This is a genomic window from Streptomyces sp. ITFR-21 (assembly GCF_031844685.1).
In the GTDB taxonomy this organism is placed as follows: domain Bacteria; phylum Actinomycetota; class Actinomycetes; order Streptomycetales; family Streptomycetaceae; genus Actinacidiphila.
Genome location: NZ_CP134605.1, coordinates 5,153,286 through 5,176,045, shown reverse-complemented (window position 1 = coordinate 5,176,045; position 22,760 = coordinate 5,153,286). Strand labels below are relative to the sequence as shown.

18 protein-coding genes are annotated in these 22,760 nt (G+C 71.1%); 5 read left to right on the top strand and 13 right to left on the bottom strand.

Annotated elements, in window-relative coordinates:
- On the top strand, window positions 1–2,640 hold the full coding sequence (gene glgB, locus RLT57_RS23300; RefSeq protein WP_432759760.1) for a 1,4-alpha-glucan branching enzyme: 2,640 nt from the start codon (window positions 1–3) through the stop codon (window positions 2,638–2,640).
- A gap of 106 nt (window positions 2,641–2,746) precedes the next feature.
- On the opposite strand, the gene RLT57_RS23295 is transcribed toward glgB, so the two are convergent.
- Window positions 2,747–3,772 carry an ATP-dependent 6-phosphofructokinase gene (locus tag RLT57_RS23295; protein ID WP_311299228.1) on the bottom strand — a complete coding sequence of 342 codons (1,026 nt, stop codon included), beginning with the start codon at window positions 3,770–3,772 and terminating at the stop codon, window positions 2,747–2,749.
- A 72-nt stretch (window positions 3,773–3,844) separates the two neighbouring features.
- Window positions 3,845–4,843 (bottom strand): 2-hydroxyacid dehydrogenase, encoded by a 999-nt coding sequence (locus RLT57_RS23290; RefSeq protein ID WP_311300820.1) that lies wholly within the window; start codon window positions 4,841–4,843, stop codon window positions 3,845–3,847.
- A 215-nt stretch (window positions 4,844–5,058) separates the two neighbouring features.
- Here RLT57_RS23290 and pta point away from each other — a divergent pair, with 215 nt between their 5' ends.
- From pta to pyk, 3 genes are all read left to right on the top strand, one after another.
- Window positions 5,059–7,140: a phosphate acetyltransferase gene (gene pta, locus RLT57_RS23285; protein WP_311299227.1), complete on the top strand. Its 2,082-nt coding sequence runs from the start codon at window positions 5,059–5,061 to the stop codon at window positions 7,138–7,140.
- Complete coding sequence (locus tag RLT57_RS23280; protein ID WP_311299226.1) at window positions 7,137–8,324, top strand: acetate kinase; 1,188 nt, start codon at window positions 7,137–7,139, stop codon at window positions 8,322–8,324. Before pta ends, RLT57_RS23280 begins: the two co-directional genes overlap by 4 nt.
- A gap of 64 nt (window positions 8,325–8,388) precedes the next feature.
- Window positions 8,389–9,807 (top strand): pyruvate kinase, encoded by a 1,419-nt coding sequence (pyk, locus tag RLT57_RS23275; protein WP_311299225.1) that lies wholly within the window; start codon window positions 8,389–8,391, stop codon window positions 9,805–9,807.
- 186 nt (window positions 9,808–9,993) lie between these two features.
- On the opposite strand, the gene RLT57_RS23270 is transcribed toward pyk, so the two are convergent.
- The 4 genes from RLT57_RS23270 to RLT57_RS23255 form a co-directional block, all read right to left on the bottom strand.
- Window positions 9,994–11,427, bottom strand: a complete 1,434-nt coding sequence (locus tag RLT57_RS23270; RefSeq protein WP_311299224.1) for a hydrogenase expression protein HypF — start codon at window positions 11,425–11,427, stop codon at window positions 9,994–9,996.
- Window positions 11,417–12,028 (bottom strand): DUF6114 domain-containing protein, encoded by a 612-nt coding sequence (locus RLT57_RS23265; protein WP_311299223.1) that lies wholly within the window; start codon window positions 12,026–12,028, stop codon window positions 11,417–11,419. The genes RLT57_RS23270 and RLT57_RS23265 overlap by 11 nt, the downstream gene beginning before the upstream one ends.
- A 97-nt stretch (window positions 12,029–12,125) precedes the next feature.
- Window positions 12,126–12,752 (bottom strand): DUF6230 family protein, encoded by a 627-nt coding sequence (locus RLT57_RS23260; protein WP_311299222.1) that lies wholly within the window; start codon window positions 12,750–12,752, stop codon window positions 12,126–12,128.
- Between the two features lie 675 nt (window positions 12,753–13,427).
- The gene (locus RLT57_RS23255; protein ID WP_311299221.1) at window positions 13,428–14,399 is read right to left on the bottom strand and encodes a tetratricopeptide repeat protein; all 972 of its coding nucleotides are present in this window, start codon (window positions 14,397–14,399) and stop codon (window positions 13,428–13,430) included.
- A 307-nt stretch (window positions 14,400–14,706) separates the two neighbouring features.
- Here RLT57_RS23255 and RLT57_RS23250 point away from each other — a divergent pair, with 307 nt between their 5' ends.
- Entirely contained in the window at window positions 14,707–15,432 is a 726-nt protein-coding gene (locus RLT57_RS23250) for a TetR/AcrR family transcriptional regulator (RefSeq protein WP_311299220.1), read from the top strand.
- A gap of 51 nt (window positions 15,433–15,483) precedes the next feature.
- Here RLT57_RS23250 and RLT57_RS23245 read toward each other — a convergent pair whose 3' ends face one another.
- The 7 genes from RLT57_RS23245 to RLT57_RS23215 all read right to left on the bottom strand — a co-directional run bounded on the left by RLT57_RS23245 (window position 15,484) and on the right by RLT57_RS23215 (window position 21,459).
- Window positions 15,484–15,654, bottom strand: a complete 171-nt coding sequence (locus RLT57_RS23245) for a DUF397 domain-containing protein (RefSeq protein WP_399129210.1) — start codon at window positions 15,652–15,654, stop codon at window positions 15,484–15,486.
- Window positions 15,655–15,853: 199 nt separating this feature from the next.
- Window positions 15,854–17,554 carry an acyl-CoA mutase large subunit family protein gene (locus tag RLT57_RS23240; protein WP_311299219.1) on the bottom strand — a complete coding sequence of 567 codons (1,701 nt, stop codon included), beginning with the start codon at window positions 17,552–17,554 and terminating at the stop codon, window positions 15,854–15,856.
- A 71-nt stretch (window positions 17,555–17,625) separates the two neighbouring features.
- Complete coding sequence (locus RLT57_RS23235; protein WP_311299218.1) at window positions 17,626–17,967, bottom strand: DUF3817 domain-containing protein; 342 nt, start codon at window positions 17,965–17,967, stop codon at window positions 17,626–17,628.
- Between the two features lie 103 nt (window positions 17,968–18,070).
- Entirely contained in the window at window positions 18,071–18,580 is a 510-nt protein-coding gene (locus RLT57_RS23230; protein ID WP_311299217.1) for a MarR family winged helix-turn-helix transcriptional regulator, read from the bottom strand.
- 246 nt (window positions 18,581–18,826) lie between these two features.
- Window positions 18,827–19,288: a hypothetical protein gene (locus tag RLT57_RS23225; protein ID WP_311299216.1), complete on the bottom strand. Its 462-nt coding sequence runs from the start codon at window positions 19,286–19,288 to the stop codon at window positions 18,827–18,829.
- Window positions 19,289–19,550: 262 nt separating this feature from the next.
- The gene (locus RLT57_RS23220) at window positions 19,551–20,456 is read right to left on the bottom strand and encodes a hypothetical protein (RefSeq protein WP_311299215.1); all 906 of its coding nucleotides are present in this window, start codon (window positions 20,454–20,456) and stop codon (window positions 19,551–19,553) included.
- Window positions 20,449–21,459 (bottom strand): SigE family RNA polymerase sigma factor, encoded by a 1,011-nt coding sequence (locus RLT57_RS23215; protein WP_311299214.1) that lies wholly within the window; start codon window positions 21,457–21,459, stop codon window positions 20,449–20,451. The genes RLT57_RS23220 and RLT57_RS23215 overlap by 8 nt, the downstream gene beginning before the upstream one ends.
- Window positions 21,460–22,760 lie beyond the last annotated feature (1,301 nt).

Below are 22,760 nucleotides of genomic sequence, written 5' to 3'. Positions count from 1 at the left end.
ATGGCATCGCGGCCCGCACCCGCCCGACTTGCCCGATTCGCTGAGGAGACCCGACCCGTGACCGCGCGCACCCCCGACTCACCGCAGGACCGTTTCAGCACCCAGCCGGCCGCCGGTCCGGAGGCACCGGCCGGCTCCCTTCCGGAGGCCGCCGCACGCGGCTACGACGCCGCCACGCCGCATCCGGGCGCCTCGGGCACGGCTCCCAGGACGGCGGCCGGCGGCACGGACGCGGGGACGGGCGGCGCGGTGCCCGGCACGGCGGGAGCTCCCGCGCCCGCCTCCGCCGCCTCCCGCGACGCTTCGGGCTCCGCCGGCTCCCCGGACTCCCCAATTCCCGCCGGCCCTTCCGCCTCCCCCGCGCCATCCCCTTCCCCCGGCTCCCCCGGCTCCCCCGCCCCCGGCCGGGCGACCGCCGCGGGCGCCGTTCCGGACGAGCCGCCGGTGACCGCCCACCTGGACCAGGCAGACCGGTGGCGGCTGCTGAACGGCGCCCACCACGACCCGCACGGGCTGCTGGGGGCGCACCCGGTGGCGGGCGGCGCCGGCGGGACCGTGTTCCGGGCGCTGCGGCCGTACGCGCTGGCGGTCGCGGTGGTGGCCGAGGGGCTGCGGGCCGAGCTGGAGCCGGAGGGCGACGGGCTGTTCTCCGCGGTGCTGCCGCTGACCGCGGTCCCCGCGGACTACCGGCTGGCGGTGACGTACGAGTCCGGCGAGCTCGTCGTGGACGACCCGTACCGCTTCCTGCCCACGCTCGGCGAGCTCGACCTGCACCTGATCCGGGAGGGCCGGCACGAACAGCTGTGGAAGGCGCTCGGCTCCGAGCCGATGACGCACGGCGGGGTGGCCGGCACCCGGTTCGCGGTGTGGGCGCCGAACGCCCGCGGGGTACGGGTGGCCGGCGACTTCAACTTCTGGGACGGCAGCGGTCTCCCGATGCGCTCGCTCGGCTCCTCCGGCGTGTGGGAGCTGTTCGTGCCCGGTGTCGGCGCCGGCGCCGCGTACAAGTACGAGATCACCCGTCCCGACGGCTCCCGCGGTATGAAGGCCGACCCGCTGGCGCGCGCCACCGAGCAGCCACCCGCGACCGCCTCGATCGTCACCGAGTCCGGGTACGTGTGGCAGGACGCGCGGTGGATGGCCCACCGCGGGGACGTCCCCGCGCACCAGGCCCCGTTCTCGGTCTACGAGGTGCACCTGGGGTCGTGGCGGCCCGGTCTCAGCTACCGCGAGCTGGCCGCGCAGCTGCCCGGCTACGTGTCCGATCTCGGCTTCACGCACGTGGAGCTGATGCCGGTCGCCGAGCACCCCTTCGGCGGGTCGTGGGGATACCAGGTGACCTCGTACTACGCGCCGACCTCGCGGCTCGGCCCGCCGGACGACTTCCGCTTCCTGGTGGACGCGCTGCACGAGGCCGGTATCGGGGTGATCATGGACTGGGTGCCCGCCCACTTCCCCAAGGACGAGTGGGCGCTGGCCCGTTTCGACGGCCTGCCGCTGTACGAGCCGGCCGACCCGCGCCGGGCCGAGCACCCGGACTGGGGCACCCTGGAGTTCGACTTCGGCCGGACCGAGGTGCGCAACTTCCTGGTCGCCAACGCGGTGTACTGGTGCGAGGAGTTCCACATCGACGGGCTGCGGGTGGACGCGGTGGCCTCGATGCTCTACCTCGACTACTCGCGCGAGGGCGGCGACTGGCTGCCCAACCAGTACGGCGGCCGGGAGAACCTGGACGCGGTGGTGCTCCTGCAGGAGATGAACGCGACCGTCTACCGGCGGTGCCCGGGCGTCGTCACGATCGCCGAGGAGTCCACCGCCTGGGACGGCGTCACCCGCGCCACCCACCACGTCGGCCCGACCGGCTTCGGCGGCCTCGGCTTCGGCCTGAAGTGGAACATGGGCTGGATGCACGACTCGCTGGACTACATGTCCCACGAACCGGTGTACCGCAGGTTCCACCACGGCGAGATGACGTTCTCGATGGTGTACGCGTACAGCGAGAACTACGTGCTGCCGATCTCCCACGACGAGGTCGTGCACGGCAAGGGCTCGCTGGTCAACAAGATGCCCGGCGACTGGTGGCAGCGGCGCGCCAGCGTCCGCGCCTACCTGGCCTTCATGTGGGCCCACCCCGGCAAGCAACTGCTTTTCATGGGCCAGGAGTTCGCCCAGGGCTCGGAGTGGTCGCACGAGACCGGCCCCGACTGGTGGCTGCTGGACGAGACCTATCCGGCGGCCGGCGACCACCGCGGTGTCCGGGACCTGGTCCGCGACCTCAACGCGGTCTACGGCGCCACCCCGGCGCTGTGGCAGCGCGACACCGAACCGGCCGGCTTCGCGTGGGTCGACGGGGGCGCCGCCGAGGACAACACCTTCTCGTTCCTGCGCCACGACGCGGCCGGCGAACCGCTGCTGTGCGTCAGCAACTTCGCCCCGGTCGTCCGCGAGGGCTACCGCCTCGGCGTACCGGAGGGCGTCTGGACGCGGGTCCTCAACACCGACGAGGCCCGCTACGGCGGCAGCGGCGTCGACGCCGACGGCCCCCTGAAGAGCGAGCCGGTCCCCTGGAACGGCCGCCCGCACAGTGTCCAGGTCACCCTGCCGCCGCTGGCGACCCTCTGGCTGCGCCCGTCGGCGTAGCGGCCGGCTCGCCCGTGGCCCGGCCCGGCCGCCGCACGCTCCGGCGGCCAAACCGGGACCGGGCAGGGAGCGGCAGGGGCCGGCAGCCGGGGCCGGGCCGCACCGGTCAGAAGACCGACTCGGCCTCCTCCATGCGGTCGTCCGGGACGGTCTTGAGGTGGGTGATCGCGTCGGCCAGCGGGACCAGGTTGATGCGGGTGCCGTGCAAGGCGGTCATATGGCCGAAAGCACCCTTGTGGGCGGCCTCCACCGCGTGCCAGCCGAATCGGTTGGCGAGGATGCGGTCGTAGGCGGTGGGGACACCGCCGCGCTGGACATGGCCGAGGATGACCGGCCGGGCCTCCTTGCCCAGGCGGGCCTCGAGTTCGCGGGCCAGGGTGGTGCCGATGCCGGTGAAGCGCTCGTGGCCGTACTTGTCGATCTCGCCGACCCCGTAGGCCATGGTCCCCTTGGCCGGGTGGGCGCCCTCGGCCACGCAGATCACGGCGAACTTCTTGCCGCGGGCGAACCGCTCCTGGACCATCGTGACCAGGTCGGCGGGGTCGAAGGGGCGTTCGGGGACGCAGATGCCGTGGGCACCGGAGGCCATGCCGGCCTCCAGCGCGATCCAGCCGGCGTGCCGGCCCATCACCTCGACCACCATGACCCGCTGGTGGGACTCGGCGGTGGTCTTGAGCCGGTCGATCGCCTCGGTGGCGACGGTGACCGCGGTGTCGAAGCCGAAGGTGCGGTCGGTGCCGTTGATGTCGTTGTCGATGGTCTTGGGCACGCCGACCACCGGCATGCCCGCGTCGGACAGCATCCGGGCGGCGGTCAGGGTGCCCTCGCCGCCGATCGGGATGAGCACGTCGAGGCCGTAGCGGGCGCACAGCTCGCCGGCGTTGTCGGCGGCCTCGCGCAGCCGTGCGCGCTCCAGCCGGGCGGAGCCGAGGATGGTGCCGCCGCGGGCCAGGATGCCGCTGACGGAGTTGAGGTCCAGAGGGCGGAAGCGGCCCTCCAGCAGGCCGACGAAACCGTCCTCGAAGCCGATGACGTCGTCGTTGTGTGCTGCCATCGCCCGGTGCACCACGGACCGGATGACGGCGTTCAGGCCGGGGCAGTCGCCGCCCGCGGTGAGGACTCCGATGCGCATGAGTGGTGTCTCCAAACAAGTGCGGGTGGGTCGGCTCACAGCCGCTCACAGTGGGCGCGGTCTACGGTTCTCCTATGGTGACTTCGGCACCAGCGTGCACTCGGTGATCCGTCCGGCGAGATAGTCGTCCACATTGCGGACGGTCGCGTCGACGATCTGCCCCACCGCGTCCACCGTGTAGTAGGCCTGGTGCGAGGTGACCAGTACCCGGGCGAAGGTGAGCAGCCGTGCCAGCGTCTCGTCGGTCATCACCTCCAGCGCCTTGTCGTAGAAGAAGACTCCCGCCTCCTCCTCGTACACGTCGAGCCCCACCCCGCCGAGCCGCCCCCGGCCGAGCGCGTCGATCAGCGCGGCCGAGTCGATCAGCGCGCCGCGGCCGGTGTTCACCAGGATCACGTCGTCCTTGAGCTCCGCGAGCCGCCGGGCGTCGATCAGGTGGTGGGTGGACGGCATCAGCGGCACGTGCAGGCTGATGAGGTCCGCCTCGCGGCAGAGCCTGTCCAGCTCCACGTACTCCATACCCAGTTGCTCGCACGCCGGATCGACGGTGATGTCCCAGCCCAGCAGCCGCATCCCGAAGCCGCGGCCGATGGCGGCGAACGCGGTGCCGATCCGGCCGGTGCCGATCACCCCGACGGTACGGCCGTGCAGGTCCCGGCCGAGCAGGCCGTCGAGCCGCGGGTCGAAGTCCCGGGAGCGGCGGGCCGCGCGGACGATCCCGCGGTTGAGCGCCGTCGCCAGCGTCCACGCGAACTCGGCGACCGCGTACGGCGAGTAGTCGGCGACCCGGGCCACCGTCAGGCCGAGCCGCTCGGCGTGGTCGAGGTCGATGTTGTTGTAGCCGGTGGACCGCTGGGTGATCAGCCGGGTGCCGCCGCGTACCAGGGTCTCCAGCACGGGCGCGTCCAGCACCGCGCTCACACTGGTGGAGACCGCCTCGTACCCGGCGGCGAGCGGTACGGTGTCCGCGGTCAGCACGGTCTCCAGGCACCGGACGCTGTGCCGCGGGCTGAAGGCCCGCTCCAGCAGGGGCCGCTCGTCGCGCTGCACTCCGGTCGCCAGGACGTCCACCCGCACCACCTTCTTCATCCGGATGCCGTTAACCCTACGTGCACCGCGCCGCGGCCCCTCGGTCGCACAATCCGGGCATTCCGGGCGGCGCGGAGCACATGGCGTGAGCGTTGTGCCACCTCAGCGGGCATCGGCGGGGCGCGCACGTTAGCGTCAGGGGTGCGTCGGTGAGTACGCGCCCTTCTGCCCACAAGACCACCGAATGGAGTAATCGGGTGACGCGCAGCGTCTATGTCACGGGGATCGACCGCGGCGACGGCCGCCAGGTCGTGGAACTGGGGGTGATGGAGGTGCTCACCCGGCAGGTGGACCGGGTCGGCGTCTACCGTCCCCTGGTGCACGACGCCCCGGACCGCATCTTCGAACTGCTGCGCAGCCGCTACCGGCTCACCCAGGGCCAGGACACCGTCTTCGGCATGGGGTACGAGGAGGCCGCCGCGCTCCAGGCCGAGCGGGGCCAGGAGGCGCTGACCGCCCGGCTGGTGGAGGGCTACCTGCGGGTCGCGGAGGCGTACGAGACGGTGCTGATCCTCGGCTCCGACTTCGCCGGCACCAACCTGCCCGCGGAGCTGGGGGTCAACGCCCGGCTGGCCAACGAATGCGGCGCCTCGGTGCTGGTGGTGATAGGCGGTCGGGACCAGAGCGCGGAGTCGGTGGTGGCGGAGGTCCGCAACGCGCACCACGCGTACACCAACCTCGGCTGCGACGTGATCGCGATGGTCGCCAACCGGGTGGCCGCCATGGAGGTCGAGGAGACCGCGGAGCAGCTGCGCCGCACCCTGGACGTGCCGGTGTACGTACTGCCGGACGAGCCCGCGCTGTCCGCGCCGACCGTGGCCCAGATCGTGGAGCACCTGGGCGCCGAGGTACTGCTCGGCGACGAGGCGGGGCTGTCCAGGGACGCGCTGGGGTTCGTCTTCGGCGGGGCGATGCTGCCGACGTTCCTGCCCGCGCTGACCGCGGGCTGCGTGGTGGTGACCCCGGGCGACCGGGCCGATCTGATCATCGGCTCGCTGGCCGCGCACTCGGCCGGCTCCCCGCCGATCGCCGGGGTGCTGCTGACGCTGGACGAGCGGCCGGGCGACGACATCCTGGCGCTGGCCAACCGGCTGGCCCCCGGCACCCCGGTGCTCGCGGTGGCCACCGGCTCCTTCCCGACCGCGGCGGACCTGTTCACGCTGGACGGCAAGCTGGGCGCGGGCACCCCGCGCAAGGTGGAGACCGCGCTCGGCCTGTTCGAGACCCGGGTGGACACCGCCGAGCTGATAGGGCGCCTGTCGGTGGCCCGGTCCGAGCGGGTCACCCCGATGATGTTCGAGCACGCCCTGCTGGAGCGGGCCCGCGCCGACAAGCGCCGGATCGTGCTGCCCGAGGGCGCCGAGGAGCGCATCCTGCGGGCCGCCGAGGTGCTGCTGCGGCGGAGCGTGTGCGAGCTGACGCTGCTCGGCGAGGAGGACGCGATCAGGAAGAAGGCCGGCGACCTCGGCATCGCGCTGGACGACCCGGCGGTGTCGGTGATCGACCCGCAGACCTCGCCGCTGCGGGAGCGGTTCGCCGCGCTCTACGCCAAGCTCCGCGCCCACAAGGGCGTCTCCTACGAGCTCGCGTACGACGTGGTGGCGGACGTGTCCTACTTCGGCACCCTGATGGTCCAGGAGGGGCTGGCCGACGGCATGGTGTCGGGCGCGGTGCACTCCACGGCGGCCACCATCCGCCCGGCCTTCGAGATCATCAAGACCCGGCCGGACGCCGCCATCGTCTCCTCGGTGTTCTTCATGTGCCTGGCCGACAAGGTGCTGGTGTACGGCGACTGCGCGGTCAACCCGGACCCGGACGCCGAGCAGCTGGCCGACATCGCCGTCCAGGCGGCCGGCACCGCGGCCCGCTTCGACGTGGAGCCGCGGATCGCCATGCTGTCGTACTCCACCGGCACCTCGGGTACCGGCGCGGACGTCGACAAGGTGCGGGCGGCCACCGAGCTGCTCCGCGGCCGGCGGCCCGACCTGCTGGTCGAGGGCCCGATCCAGTACGACGCCGCCGTCTCGCCGACGGTGGCGGCCGCCAAGCTGCCGGGCTCGCCGGTGGCCGGGCAGGCGACCGTACTGATCTTCCCGGACCTCAACACCGGCAACAACACCTACAAGGCGGTCCAGCGCTCGGCGGGAGCGGTCGCGGTCGGCCCGGTGCTCCAGGGGCTGCGCAAGCCGGTCAACGACCTGTCGCGGGGCGCGCTGGTCCAGGACATCGTCAACACGGTCGCGATCACCGCGATCCAGGCACAGGGGGAGGCGCTGTGAGCGAGGCGGCCCGTCCGACCAGGGTGCTGGTGCTCAACTCGGGGTCCTCCTCGGTCAAGTACCAGCTGCTGGACATGGCCGACCAGAGCCGGCTGGCCTCCGGCGTGGTGGAGCGGATCGGCGAGAAGGGCGACGCCGGCCGGGAGGGCGGCGACGACGGGGTCGCGGACCACGCGGCGGCGCTGCGGCGGGTGGCCGGCGAGCTGGCCGGCCGCGGCCTCGGCCTGGACTCCCCCGAGCTGGCCGCCGTGGGCCACCGGGTGGTGCACGGCGGTACCCGCTTCACCGGGCCGACCCTGATCACCGACGAGGTGGTCGCCGGGATCGAGGAGCTGGTGCCGCTGGCCCCGCTGCACAACCCGGCGAACATCACCGGCATCAAGGTGGCCCGCGAGCTGCGCCCCGACCTGCCGCAGGTCGCCGTCTTCGACACCGCCTTCCACGCCACCATCCCGGAGGCCGCCGCCCGGTACGCGATCGACACCGCGACGGCGGACCGCCACGGGATCCGCCGCTACGGCTTCCACGGCACCTCCAACGCCTACGTCTCGCGGGCCGCGGCCGCGTTGCTGGGCAGGGAGCCGTCCGAGGTCAACCTGATCGTGCTGCACCTGGGCAACGGCGCCTCGGCGACCGCCGTCAGGGGCGGGGTGAGCGTGGACACCTCGATGGGCCTGACCCCGCTGGAGGGCCTGGTGATGGGGACCAGGTCCGGGGACGTGGACCCGGCGGTGGTGTTCCACCTGGCCCGGGTCGGCGGGATGGGGACCGACGAGATCGACACCCTGCTGAACAAGCGGTCGGGCCTGCTGGGCCTCGGCGGCGTCAACGACATGCGCGAGATCGGCCGCCGGATGGCCGAGGGCGACGAGCGGGCGCAGCTGGCCTTCGACGTGTACGTGCACCGGCTGCGGCGCTACGTGGGCGCCTTCACCGCGGTGCTGGGCCGGGTGGACGCGGTGGTCTTCACCGCGGGCGTCGGCGAGAACTCGGCCGCGGTACGGGCGGCGGCGCTGGCCGGCCTGGACGGGCTCGGCATCGTCGTGGACCCGGTGCGCAACGCCGTACGGGGCTCGGCCGGCCGGCTGGTTTCGGCCGAATCCAGCCGGGTGGCGGTCGCCGTGGTGCCCACCGACGAGGAGCTCGAGATCGCCCGCGATACTTACGCACTGGCCCGCGGTTGACCGTCCAACGGCCACGCAGCCCCAGGAATATTCCGGAGCGGAACAAACCGATAGGATAGCGCCCATGCGCCGAGCCAAGATCGTCTGCACCCTGGGTCCCGCCGTCGACTCGTACGAGCAGCTGAAAACGCTGGTCGAGGCGGGCATGAACGTCGCCCGGCTCAACTTCAGCCACGGCAGCCACGCCGAGCACCACGACCGCTACCAGCGGGTGCGCAAGGTGGCGGAGGAGACGGGCAGGGCGGTCGGCATCCTGGCCGACCTGCAGGGCCCCAAGATCCGCCTCGGCAAGTTCGCCGACGGACCGGTGGAACTGGTGGCCGGGGACGAGTTCACCATCACCACCGAAGAGGTCGAGGGCGACCGGAACATCTGCGGCACCACGTACAAGGGCCTGCCCGGCGACGTCTCCCAGGGCGACCCGATCCTGATCAACGACGGCAACGTGGCGCTGCGCGTCATCGAGGTCGAGGGCTCCCGGGTCCGCTCCCTGGTGGTCGAGGGCGGCGTGATCTCCGACCACAAGGGGATCAACCTGCCGGGCGCCTCGGTGAACGTGCCGGCGCTGTCCGAGAAGGACATCGACGACCTGCGGTTCGCCCTCCAGATGGGCGTCGACATGGTCGCGCTGTCCTTCGTCCGCGACGCCAAGGACGTCCGCGACGTGCACCGCGTCATGGACGAGGAGGGCCGCCGGGTCCCGGTCATCGCCAAGGTGGAGAAGCCGCAGGCGGTGCACAACATGGAGGACGTCGTGGCGGCGTTCGACGCGGTGATGGTGGCCCGCGGCGACCTCGCCGTGGAGTACCCGCTGGAGCAGGTGCCGCTGGTCCAGAAGCGGCTGGTCGAGATGTGCCGGCGCAACGCCAAGCCGGTGATCGTGGCGACCCAGATGATGGAGTCGATGATCACCAACTCCCGTCCCACCCGCGCCGAGGCGTCCGACGTGGCCAACGCGATCCTGGACGGCGCGGACGCGGTCATGCTGTCCGCGGAGTCCTCGGTCGGCAAGTACCCGGTCGAGACGGTCAAGACGATGGCCCGGATCGTGGAGGCGGCCGAGGAGGAGCTGCTCGGCCGCGGCCTGGCCCCACTGGCCCCCGGCAAGAAGCCGCGCACCCAGGGCGGCGCGGTGGCCCGCGCGGCCGCGGAACTCGCCGACTTCCTGGACGCCAAGTCGCTGGTCGCCTTCACCAAGTCCGGCGACACCGCCCGCCGCCTGGCCCGCTACCGCGTGCCGGAGCCGGTGCTGGCCTTCACCACCGACGCCGCCACCCGCAACTACCTCGCCCTCACCTGGGGCGTCGAGGCGTTCGTCGTGGAGCACGTCGACACCACCGACGCGATGGTGGAGCTCGTCGACCGCGAGATGCTCAAGCGCTCCGAGTACACCACCGGCGACACGGTGATCATCACCGCCGGCTCCCCTCCCGGCGAGCCCGGCACGACCAACCTGGTCCGGGTCCACCACCTGGGCGCCTGAGCCGCGCCGCGCGAACGGCACGGCCTCCGGTACGGGACGTCATCCGAGTCCCCTGCCGGAGGCCGTTCTCCGTTCTGCGGCTGTCGGGCCGTCGTTCCGTTCCCGGTACGGCTCTTCGTGCGATCCTCCGTCCGGTCGCCCGTCCGGTTCTTCGTTTTCCTCGGTTCTTGCTGCGGGCCGTCCGCGTCACGCCGCGGGCTGGCCGGACAGCACCTGCATGCCCGGCACGTGCAGGGTGCCGCCGAACTGGCCGGCCTGCACCGCGGTCGCGTTGGTGAAGAACAGCACCGGCAGGACCAGCGGCGGCGGCGCCTTGGGGGTGAAGGTGACCGGGACGAGGCCGAGCAGGTTGCCGCTGAGGGACTCGGTGTACATCGTGACCGTGCCGTTGCGGATGGTCGAGGTGGAACCGGAACGCCCGGTGACGTGCGTGGTCGTACCGTTCGGGGCCTGGACTATCTGCTGGAGGTTGCCGATGTCGACGCCCGTCGCGGTCAACTTCAGGACGTCCTTCACCGTGCCGTTCCAGGTGCGGACCTTCACGATGCCGTGGTAGTTGAGGCCGTACAGGGTGAGCAGGTTGCTCTTGAGGGTCCACGGCTCGTCCGGCAGCAGCGGTATGCCGCCCTCGGTCCTGGCGTCGGCCAGCGCCTTGGCGTCGTACGTCGGACAGGGGTAGGGCTCTTTGCCGCCGGGTTCCGTGCCGGCGGAGGTGCCGGCGTCGGGGCTCGCGGAGGGCGACGGGGTGCCGGTGGCTTCGGTGCGGCCTTTGGCGGCCTTTGAGGCGGCGTCAGCGGCCCCGCCGGCCACGCCGTCGACCGTCTTGTCCACTGGGTCGGCCGGGGCCGTTGTGGCGCCGCTGGAGGGCTTTGCGGGTGGGGTCTGGGTGGGGGTGGGGTCGGGCGCGGCCGGTGCCGTGGTGGCGGGGGGCCGCGGGGCGGGTGTGGTGGGCGCGGGGGTGGGGGTGGGCCTCGCGGTGGGCTTGTCCAGTCCGAGCAGGCCGCCCAGCAGGTTGCCGAGGCCCAGCGGGTCCAGCGGGTTGTCGGCGCCGGACGGCGCCGGGGCGGGCGCCGGGGCAGTGGTGGCGGCCGGCTGCGGCCGGGGCGCGGGTCTCGCGGCCGAGTCGGCGGACTTGGTCGGCGGCGCGGCGGGGCTGACCGTCGGGTCGGGAGCGCCGGCCTTGCCACCGCCGGTGTCGCCCGCCGTACCGCCGCTGCCGTCCTGGTCGCCCTTGCCGGCCGGGTCGCCCTGGTCGCTCTTGCCGCCGGACGAGCCCGCGGCGGAGCCGGCCGTCGACGGGGAGGCGGGGGCGGTGGGGCCGTTGCCTCGGTCGGACCTGCCGGCCGCGTCCGTGGCCGAGGGTGTCGGCGTCTCCGAACGGGTGACGCACGGGCCCGCCTTGAACGGGCTGGACGGCTGGTCGTCGGCCTGGGCGAGGTGCGGGGTCAGCCCCATCCCCATCAGCACCGCGGTGGGCATGGCGGCCAGCGCGATTGCCTTGCCCGCGGGAACGTGCAGTTTGGTCAGCAGCGACTTGCGGGGGGCCGCATGCCGCGGCCCGGAGGTCGCCCTGTCGCGTGACCCGTCCCTCCCGGCCGACTGGGTCTCGTCACCCGGCACGGTGCCTCCCGTTCTCCTCGGTGGTCTCGTCCTCGGGCCGCGCGCCCGCGAGGACCGGCTCGGGTGCGGCGAAGGGGTCGCTGCCCTGCGCGGGCACGTCCGGGAAGTCGCCGGACAGGCCGGCCCCGAACCCGTCGTCCTCGTCCCCGCCGGAGGCGGAGGGGCCGTCCGGCAACTCGGCCTTCCCACCCGGGTCGTCGCCCGCCGGAACGCCGGGCGCCCAGGAGACGGCCAGCGCGCCGCCGATCAGCGCCAGCAGGAAACCGACCAGGAAGCCGCCGAAGTTGGAGACCACCAGCGAGACCAGCGCCAGCAGAATGCTGGCGACACCGGCGAAGACCCGTACCGCGGACTGGAACCACATGGTCAGACCGAGGACGAAGAGCAGGACGCCGATGATCAGCGAGCCGGAGCCCGCGGTGGTCGCCATCCGGAAGGTCAACTGGCCGAGCGTGAGGTTCGCGTACGGGAAGTACGCGATGGGCACTCCCGCCACGAGGGTCAGCAGCCCGGCCCAGAAGGGGCGTTGCCACCTCCAGTGGCGGAACGCCAGACGTACGTAGCGCAACCGGGCACGCAGTCCTGTCGACTCGGCGCTCATAGAAAACAGCTCCCTGGGACTGGCATGGCAATGATTCCTTCGGTGGCCCGGGAGAGCCGCGTCCCACGCGGCCCACCCGAGACCACTCAGGGAGTGCTTAGTAGCACTCCACGCCGGGGCCGGAGCCCTTGTGCAGGCGCAGGCTGAGGCCGGCCAGCTTGAAGGTGCCCGCGCTGGTCGCCCAGGCGGTCTGGTTCACGTTGGTCAGGTCGGCCGACTCGGCCTCCTGCGCGAACTCGCCGCCCATCCGCGGGTCGGTCCTGACCGAGTCCTCGACCTGGCTGTTGCTGCCCGCGGCGACACCGATGTTGATGTTGGTGAACGTCGCGTCGGCGTCGAGCTGGTCGAGGTCGATGTACAGGTTGTGCGCGGTGACCGGGTCCTTGCCGCCGCCGGCCTTGAGCACCATCGTCACGTCACCGACGAAGGGCGCCGGGATGACGACCGACTGACACAGGCCGGTGATAGTGGCGTCGGTGAACGCCGATACGACGACGGCCACATGACCCTGACCGGCGGGCGCGTCGACCGTGCCGTACTGCACGAAATGGTTACCGTGCAGCGTGTCCGCGTGCACCTTGAACTGCTGGCCAGAAACGCTGAACGACGCGGCGAGCGCGCCCTGAGCCAGCGCCACGCCTATCGCGGCGGTGGCCGCGACACTCGGCACCATGACGACGGCGAACCGCCGCCATCTGGTACCGCCACGAACGAGCGACTCCATACTTCCTCCTTCTCGGACGTACATCTCCGGCCGGGATCGTGTCGTCCGGGCCTGGGATGGGAGAAGTGCTACGTCCTCGGAAAGGAGAGCGCCGGGTTCCGGGCCGTCCTCCTGGCGGGAGTTGCCTCCTTGACGGAGTTACGGACGGCGGTGTCCGAATCTGCGGCGATCACCCCCGAGCGACAACCACTGGCCACGCTCTCGCGCAACCTGCGGGACAGGCTCCATCCGGTCCGGTTCCATCCGCTGGACGGAGACCCCCCTGTCCCGGGGCGACGGCAGTCACCGCGCGCCCCACTCGGCGGGGACCCGCGACCGCGGCGCCGACTGGCGGCCGGGCTGTGGCAACGGACCGAGCTTGGCCGATCGTGGTCCATTCCAGGCTGCCGCACAAGGGGGTTCGTTACTAGCGAGTAACGGATAATCGACGCGGCCTCGCTCACCACATGGAGCGATATCACGGAGAGTAATCAAGGTGCCGACGTGAAATTCCGGCATACCCTGGCACCAGCGGACAAAGCAGGACGCCACTTTTACCGGAAGTAACAGCGGGCGGCGATAGTCACGGTTTGATAAAGCGACGTCGCGGTGTCACTGAATCCCCGCGTGGCCACACCCCCGCGGACGGGTCCCCGCCGGACGGCCGGCAGGACCCGTCCGGGCCCTTCCGGATCGTCAGAACAGGACCCTGGCCAGCGCGGTACGCGCCGCGACGACCCGCGGGTCATCCGGCCCGATCACTTCGAACAGCTCCAGCAGCCGCAGCCGGACCGCGTCCCGGTCCTCGCCCACGGTCCGCCGCACGGCGCTCACCAGTCGCCCGAACGCGTCTTCGACATGCCCGCCCACCAGTTCCAGATCGGCCGCGGCCAGCTGCGCCGTTACGTCACCCGGTGCGTTCGCGGCGGCCTCACGGACCGCCTTCGGGTCGGCGTCCTGCACCCTCCGCAGCAACTCCGCCTGCGCCAGGCCCAGTTTGGCCTCGATATTGGCCGGCTCGTCGGCCAGTACGTTCTTGTACGCCTGGATGGCGCCGCCCAGGTCGCCGGCGTCCAGCGCCTCATGGGCCGCGGACAGGGCCAGCTCCTGCGGGGTGGCCGGGCGCGGCGGCGCGGGCTGGGCCCGTACCTCGGCCGCGGCACCGGGGTCCACCTCGGCGCCCACGATGCCGAACCGCTGCTCGGCGACCGCGATCAGCTGGTCGAGAACCTCGGCGATCTGGTCCTCGGGCGCGGCCCCCTGGAAGAGCGGCATGGCCTGCCCGGCCAGCACCGCGAAGACCGCGGGCACACCCTGGACGCCGAACTGCTGGAAGAGGAGTTGGTTGGCGTAGACCTCGGCGGTGGCGAGGACGAACCGTCCCCGGTACTCCGCCGCGAGCCGTTCCAGAACCGCGTTGAGCTGCTTGCTCTGCTCGGCCTGGTCGGCCCAGAAGCTGATGACGACCGGGACCTCGGCGGAGCGCTCAAGCACGTCGCTCTCGAAGGTCGCCTCGGTCACCTCGATGACGAGTGGTGTGGCGGTTGTCTCGGCGCCGGCGTCCTGCCGCTGCGCCCTGGCCTGCTCGGCCTTCGCCTTGGCCTCACCGGCCGCCTTCAAAGCGGCGAGGTCGACCACGCCGCTCATGGACATGTTCCGTGGCTGCATGAGGCCAATCCTCCCCCCTCCTGGAGCAAAGCGTGCACAGACCTCGAATCCCCGCCGGTTCGCGGGGCCCTCGGTCCTGCGGCTGAGCCGGTCACACACACCGCCGGGCGGTACGGCTACGGGCTCGTACGGCTTCCTACGGCGGTGCCGATCGCTGCGGATCGGTGCGGATCCCCATCCGCACCCGTGGTCGTCGCTGGTTTCGCTACGGGTCGTAGCGTAACTGCACCGGCCGACGGCCCGCGCGGCCACTCGATGTGATACCGGTCACTCGTCACGCAACCTACCGGCCGGTATGGTCCGCCCTATGTGCCCGCCGCCCGACCACCGAACCACCGGCTCGACCGGCCGGACCGGTTCGGCCGCCCCGACCGGGGCCACCGGGGCCGCCGGGGCCACCGGCCCGACGGGCTCAGCCGGCTCGGCGGGCCGTACCGGCCGGCCCAGGAGCGCCGACGCCGACCGCGCGATCCTGGCGGCCACCCGGGCCGCGCTGGTCGAACTCGGCTGGAGCGGGCTGACCCTCGGCGACGTGGCGGCCAGGGCCGGTGTCGCCAAGACCACCCTTTACCGGCGCTGGGCGGGCAAGAACGAGCTGGTCGTGGACGCCATCGCCGCCCTTTTCGAGGAACAGCTCGAACTACCCGACCTCGGCAGCCTCCAGGCCGACATCCAGGGCGCGGTGCTGCGCTTCGCCGCTCTGCTGAACCGCCCGGAGGCCAGAACCGCGCTGATGGCGTGCGTCGCCGAGGCCGGCAACGACGAGGCGCTGCGGACACGCATCCGGGAGGCCATCGTCGACCGGCAGAAGCACCTGGTGCTCACCGGGCGGGAACGCGCCCAGCGGCGTGGCGAGCTGCCGCCCGACGACGGCCCGGCCGACCCGGCCCGCGACGACCTGATCTTCGACGTCATCGCGGGCACGGTCGTCCACCGGATGATGGTCAGCTCGGAACCGGTCGACGACGCGTGGGCGCTGCGGCTCGCCCGGTTACTCGTCATGGGCCTCACCGGGGTGCACTCCGGTCTGTGACGTCGAAGCCGTGACATCGGAGCCGTACGAGCCGCAGCGCGGGGTCGACGGTCAGGCCTCGGCAGCCTCCACACCCGCCACGAAGTGGTCGAACTCCCCTGCTATGACGCCCTTGACGAACGCCTCCCATTTGGCAGGGGTGGTCACGGCCACCACCTCCGGCTGCTCTGTCTCGCGGATGTAGACCATCCCGTCGTCACCGACGGTCGCTTCGAGGGACACGAGGCTCCTTCCTCGCAGGGCCGGTTGGGTCCGTACGAGGTTACGAGGCAACCGCCGCCGACGGCCCGGCCTCCGGCGCCGTCCGGCCACCCCAGGAGCAGGCAACAGCAACAGGAGCACCCAGAGCCCCAGAGGTGTACCGGCAGCTCAGCGGCGCCCCTCGGAAACTCTCCTCCGGCAATGTCCGCCGAAGGTCTTTTCAGAACCGGGCCGGCTCGGTGTACGACCCCCACTCCTCGCGCAGCACCCCGCAGATCTCCCCGAGCGTCGCCTCGGCCCGTACCGCGTCCAGCATCGGCGGGATCATGCTGCCTCCATGGCGGGCCGCGGCCAGCATCGCCGCCAGCGCGGACCGCACCGCCGGCTCGTCCCTGGCCGCCTTGCGCCCGGCCAGCACCCGTACCTGGTCGCGCTCGACCTCGTGGCTGACCCGCAGGATCTCCAGGTCACCGGTCACCGAGCCGGTGTTGCGGTTGACGCCCACCACGCCCTTCTCGCCCTTCTCCAGCGCCCGCTGGTAGCGGAAGGCCGACTCGGCGATCTCCCCGGTGAAGAAGCCGTCCTCGATGCCCCGCAGGATACCGGAGGTCATGGGGCCGATCGGGTGCTCCCCGCTCGGCACCGCCCTGGCACCCAGCTCCCTGATCCGGTCGAAGATCTTCTCGGCGTCCCGCTCGATCCGGTCGGTGAGCGCCTCCACGTACCAGGACCCGCCCAGCGGGTCGGCCACGTTGGCCACGCCCGTCTCCTCCATCAGCACCTGCTGGGTGCGCAGCGCGATCTCGGCGGCCTGCTCACTGGGCAGCGCGAGCGTCTCGTCCAGTGCGTTGGTGTGCAGCGAGTTGGTGCCGCCGAGCACCGCCGAGAGCGCCTCCACCGCGGTCCGCACCACGTTGTTGTACGGCTGCTGCGCGGTCAGCGACACCCCGGCGGTCTGGGTGTGGAACCGCAGCCACTGCGCCTTGTCGGTCCTGGCCCCGTACACATCACGCATCCACCTGGCCCAGATCCGCCGCGCCGCCCGAAACTTGGCGATCTCCTCGAAGAAGTCCAGATGCGCGTCGAAAAAGAACGACAGGCCCGGCGCGAACGCGTCCACCTCCATCCCCCGCGACAGCCCCAGCTCCACGTACCCGAAGCCGTCCGCCAGCGTGTACGCCAGCTCCTGCACGGCCGTCGCCCCCGCCTCCCGGATGTGGTATCCCGACACGGACAGCGGCTTGTACGCCGGGATGGCTGCGGCACAGTGCTCCATCAGGTCGCCGATCAGCCGCAGGTGCGGGTCCGGCGCGAAGAGCCATTCCTTCTGGGCGATGTACTCCTTGAAGATGTCGGTCTGCAGCGTTCCGTTGAGCACCGCCGGGTCCACGCCCTGCCGCTCGGCGGCAACCAGGTACATGCAGAAGACCGGCACCGCGGGACCCGAGATCGTCATGGATGTCGTGACGTCGCCGAGCGGGATGTCCTTGAACAGGATCTCCATGTCGGCCGCCGAGTCGATCGCCACCCCGCAGTGACCGACCTCGCCGAGCGCGCGGGGGTCGTCGGAGTCCCGGCCCATCAGCGTCGGCATGTCGAAGGCGACCGAGAGTCCGCCGCCGCCCGCCGCCAAGATCATCTTGTAACGCTCGTTGGTCTGCGCGGCGCTCCCGAAGCCGGCGAACTGGCGGATGGTCCAGGTCCGCCCCCGATACCCGGTGGCGTACAGGCCCCGGGTGAACGGGAACTCCCCCGGCCACCCGATCCGCTCAAACCCGGGCACCTCGGCACCGGGTGCGGGCCCGTACACCGGCTCGACCTGATCGCCCGAGAGGGTGCTGAAGTCGGCTTCGCGCTTGCGCGCGGAGTCATAGCGTGCCTGCCACCGCTGGCGGCCTGTCTCAATGCCGTGGGCGTCCATACCTTCAAATTTACTAGGACGTCCAAGTAAATGTCGATGAGGCACGGCCCACTATGTGGGTGAGTACGCCCTCAGACCTTGACGGGCTCCGCACTCTCCCGCGCGATCACCTTCGGCCCCAGCTCGCGGGTGACCCGGCGCTCCACGAAGAACGCCGCCGAGGGCACGGTGCCCGCCAGCAGCACCCAGGCCATCCGTCCGACCGGCCACTTGGCCTTGGCACACAGGTCGAAGGCGAAGACCAGGTACACCACATACAGCCAGCCATGGGCGAACCCCACAATGCCGGTCGCCTTGCTCGCACCGTCGATCTTCAGAACGTACTCGGCGATGACACACAGGGTGAGCGCGATCAGCAGCACACCCGTCACATAGGCCATCACCCGATAGCGGGTCAGCACGCTGGATTTCATGCCCGGCAGCCTAACCGGTGGCTGTCAACCCTCCGACGCGGCCCTTCGCTCCCCCGCCTCCCCTCCCACGGACTCCCTCACTCCTGATCGCCCGCCCCGGGTCTCACTCCTCCGAGAAATCCCCCGCGGCTATCCGCAAAGGACGCAACAGCGCGAAGATCTCGCCGCATTCTTCCTGGTCATACACCCCGAGACCGAAATCCATGGCCATCAGGTCCCGCGTGGCCGCCTCGACCATCTCGCGGCCCTTGTCGGTGATCGAGGCGAGGGTGCCCCGTCCGTCGTTGGGATTCGGACGCTTGTCGACCAGACCCGACGCCACCAGCCGGTCCACCGTATTGGTCACCGATGTGGGGTGCACCATCAGCCGCTCGCCGATCTTGGACATCGGCAGCTCCCCGGCCTTGGAAAAGGTGAGCAGCACCAGCGCCTCATACCGCGCGAAGGTCAGCCCGTACGGCTTGACCACGGCGTCCACCTGCCCCAGCAGAATCTGCTGGGCCCGCATGATCGAGGTAATGGCGGCCATGGATGGCACACCTCCCCAGTGTCGCGTCCACAATTCGTCGGCGCGGGCGATCGGATCGAAGGGGAGACTCAGGGGCTTTGGCACAGGCCGAGCCTACCCGCCGGTCACATACCGAGCCCAGATGTCTCGCCAGACGAGAGCCGCGACGCGTGCCTCATTCCCCTCGCACCCCACAGGCCACAACTGCTCCCCTTCCCCCCTGCCAGGACCCGGTCCCAACCGCCCGTAGCACTCATCGCCCCACGCGGCCCCGGAGCCGCCCGGCCGAAGATCTCTCGGCGCCCGCACCGCCCATCCCTGTCCAACCGCAGCCGACCATCCGCACCTCCGTCAGCCCGGCATTCCACAGCCCGACCTCGCAGTCACCCGTACGGGGGAGCTTCGCTCGGCCATCTTCTTCCTCACCCCCTCCCAGTGCTCACAGGCCGCCCTGTCGCCCGAAGCCCTGAACGACTTTCCCGTCCGGTGGACCTCCCTGCTCCCCGCGGCACCCGTCAACGGATCGACATAGGAGATCCGATCGGTCCCACTGACGGACGCGCCGCCGACCAATCTTGCCTTCGTCCAAGCCCTGGAACCCGCACCGCTCGTCCCAGCGGCGGGCACAACGGCGGTCCGCACACCCACCCCGGCGAACGCGGCCTGGAGCGACCCCTTTTTGCCGTCATCCACCGCCAACGGCCCGGCCCTCTCGCCGCGCACGCCGGACACGATCACAACCACCGCCGAGACAAGGAGCAGAACCGGCACCACCAGCGCCCGAAGTCGATAGAGCTGTTTCCTGCGGTTCATGGGTGTCGTCCTCCGTTGTCGTTGTCGGCAATCGTCCTTGTCAGCAATCCGGCGGAGGCGAGATCAGCCCCTTGCCAGTGGCCTGCCGGGCCTTCGGCTGAAGTGAGCCCGGCAGCCTGCATCCGCGGGGGCCACTGCCGGCGACGGAGCCGGTGGCCGACTCGTGCGTGGAGTCGACCCTGGCGTGTGATCCGCGGCCACTGCCCCACCCCCGCCGCAGTCCCCACCGTCCGTGCTGTCACCCGAGGCGGCGCGCCACCCGTCACCGGCTGTCCGAGTCCACCGGAGCCCGTCCGTCAACCGGAGCCGAGGCCGAGGAGTGCAGCCGACGCAGTGATGCGGCTATGCAGCTCTGGAGGTGGCCGACTGCACTGGACGAGTCGCCGTACTGAGCCGGCACCTCCGGTGGTGCACTGACAAAGAGCAGCGCCGTGTAGGAACCGTCCCGGTCCAGCCAGGCCGATGTGCCGCTCGCCGGGCCCGAGGGGCTGCCCGCCCCGTGGATCTCGTTGTAGAAGTCCCCGTCCACGCCGAACGGGACGTTGCCCTTGCCCGCGTCCTTGCCCACCGGGCGCCGTCCACCGCACTTCGCTTTGAGCTGCTCGTCCATCGCACCCGTTGCCAGCTTGGCGGCATCCTCATCTGCGAACGCGTACAGGTAGTAGCGCGCCACAGCCCCCTCGACTGCGGTGTATGTGCGTTCGGCACGGGCCAGCGGCTCCGTCGTGGGCGCCCCGACGGGGCAGTCCTGGGAGATCTTCGCCGAGGCACCGGCCGATGGAGCCACCGTCCACTGTCGCCTCGAGAACATCGGCAGGTCCTCGGCCGGCAGCAATTCGCCCTCCAACATCACCGTGTAACCCTCCTCTACGGGCGGAGCCGAGGACAGGGCGGCGGCTGGACCGCTGCGGTCCGGGTCCGTCCCGGGCCAAGGCAGGACCTGCCACCAGCCGACTCCGACGGCGGCGGCGGTCACAAGTGCGACCGCTCCCGCTCGGTGCCGCACCCTTCGCTGCTCCCCGCGGCGACGAGCGGTCTCGGCGCCGGGCAGCACGACCAGTAGCTCGGCGTCCTGGACGAGTCGTCGCAGTCCGTTGTCGGTCTTGTCGATCTCCTCCATTGCGAAGACGTCCTCAAGCTGGTCGAGGCCGTCGAAGTCATCAGCCACGGAAAGACACCTTCTCGGTACGGCCCCGGGTGGGGCGGGTGAAGTTGCTGTGTGTGCTGCCAGGGCTCTCGGGTTCGTCCTGAAGCCGGGCCCCCAGAGCCTTGCGACCACGGCTGAGCCGGGTTTTCACCGTGGCGGCCGTCACGCCGGTCTCACGGGCGATTTCGTCGACCGACAGGTCCAACAGGTGGTGTATGACGACGGCGGTGCGCTGATCGCTTCCGAGCGACCGCAACGCGTCGACCAGCGCCACCCGGTCGGGTGCGAGTTCGGGGGCGTCCGGCGGCGGCCCGTGGCGGAAGTGCGCCCACATCCGATTGCGCTTCTTCCTCCAGGTGCTCACTGCCAGTCGGAGCGCCACCGTGCGCACCCACGGTGTCGGGTCGCCCTCCTCGATGAGTTTCGCCCAGCGCTGCCAGGCACGGGCATATGCCTCCTGCACGGCGTCCTCGGCCTCTCCGAGGTCACCGGTCACAGCAGAGACAACGGCCACCATGCGTTTGGCGGTCTTCTCATAGAACTGATCGAAGTCTGTGATCCGGACGTCGTTCGGACCGATGGGCAGTGTGGACTGGTTTGCGGTCATTGTCTTCCCCCTCCTGTACTGATCACGTCCCGCGGTCACGGAAGGTGACAGGTCATCCTGAACTTTCTCGCCGGTTCCGCGCCGCTCGGACTCGCCGCCGAAGCGGCGCACCCGTCTTCGACTGCCCGAAAGCTCACCGACGGGCTCGGTTGAGGCCATGTGTACGAGCGGCGACGATCCACTGCACAGGCCAAGTCCTTCGGAGCGACCGCAGCCGCCCACGAGCGAGGCCGCCCGTCGTATCGGCCGGAGGCGATCAGCCGGTACATGCCCACCGAGGCAGGTCGGGTCCTCGGTCTCGGAGGCGGCGCGGGCAAGCCGACGCGTCGGCTCTTCACGCGCGGGCCGGAGGTCGTCGCGGTCGAACCGCCCGACGGCATCCGCGTCGAACTCATCCGCGCCCTGGCCGGCGTGCATGCGCGGGCATGGCACTGGTCGACACCGGCCGCGCTCTGCCCGAGGCTGGCCGCGTTCTCAACCCCGGCAGCTGTCCTTCTCTTCTGGAACGTCCGCGATGAGGGCGAAGGTCGGGTCGCCGGGCTGAGCGGATTGTTCCCCCGCAAGGACGCCCCGCGCCAAGCAACGTCGCCGTCGAGGCTGTCGGAGAGCAGTTCGCCGCGGCCGAACAGCGCGCCGTCTGTCAGCGAAATACCATCCCGGGCACGGCACTCTTCGACTTGTGGCCTTGCACAGCTGCGCCATCCCTCTCACGCCCGCGACGCTTTCCATCCTGCGGGCCGAGGTTGACGTTCTGCGCGACGGCCGCCCGGCGATGCCGGGCGCGACGAATTCTCTACGCCGTACACAACTGACTGTTCCCGAACCCGGCCGGCTCCAACCTCCGTTCGCCCAGGATCAGCCTTTCGGGTGACGGTTGGAGCGCGGCGGCTTCGCCGGGGCGAAAGTGGGGAGAACGCGGGACGAGCAGTGCCGACAACCATGCCCGTGAGATTTCGGGGAAATCAGACCCGAGTCGGCCCGCGCGCAAGCCCGCCCGAGGAAAACGCACCGGGGCCGGGCAGGCGAGAAAGACAAAGCTGAAACGGATACAGCTAAATACAGAGAAGAACGCCCGGCGCCGCGCGACACAGTAGCAGGGCGGCGCCGCGGCTCACAGCGGGCCGACTGTTCGGGGGCGGGGTAACCGTCAGCCGGGCCGGTGGCGAAGAGCCGGAGCAACTCGCGGCGCGCGAACTCGGTCGATGGGCCCGGATCCATGTTTCACCAGCGCCCCGGTCAGCTCAGTCGACTCGGTTTTCGTCCGACTTGAGCCACGGGCGCCGGCAGAGCCCCGCCGCGGCGTGCGGGTGAACCGAGCGCCACCGACCGGGCCCGACGTGGACGCCGTCGCGTAGGCTCCTCGGAGTCATAACCCGGACACGGATTCCGGCGTGGACGACCGCGAGACATAGTCCGATCATTGGCATTCCTACGACATCACTGAGCGCTGGTATCCGGTCATTGCCCTGATCCGGGTCGGGTGGTGCGCACTTGGCCGACCGGTTGGCGTCGTTCCATTCCCGGCCGCGTAGCCAGGCCGGTCTCCTTCCCGGCGGCCACGACGGCGCGTTCGATCCGTGCCCGCCTGCGCGGCCACGACGGTCGAGCAAGGGAGTTGCGGGTGGACAAGCCTCAGCAGTGTTTCGGAGAAATCTCTGTCACCTTCGGGGTCACGCAGACGTGAGAGAAGTAAACGGGCCCATTCCGAACCCGCCGGA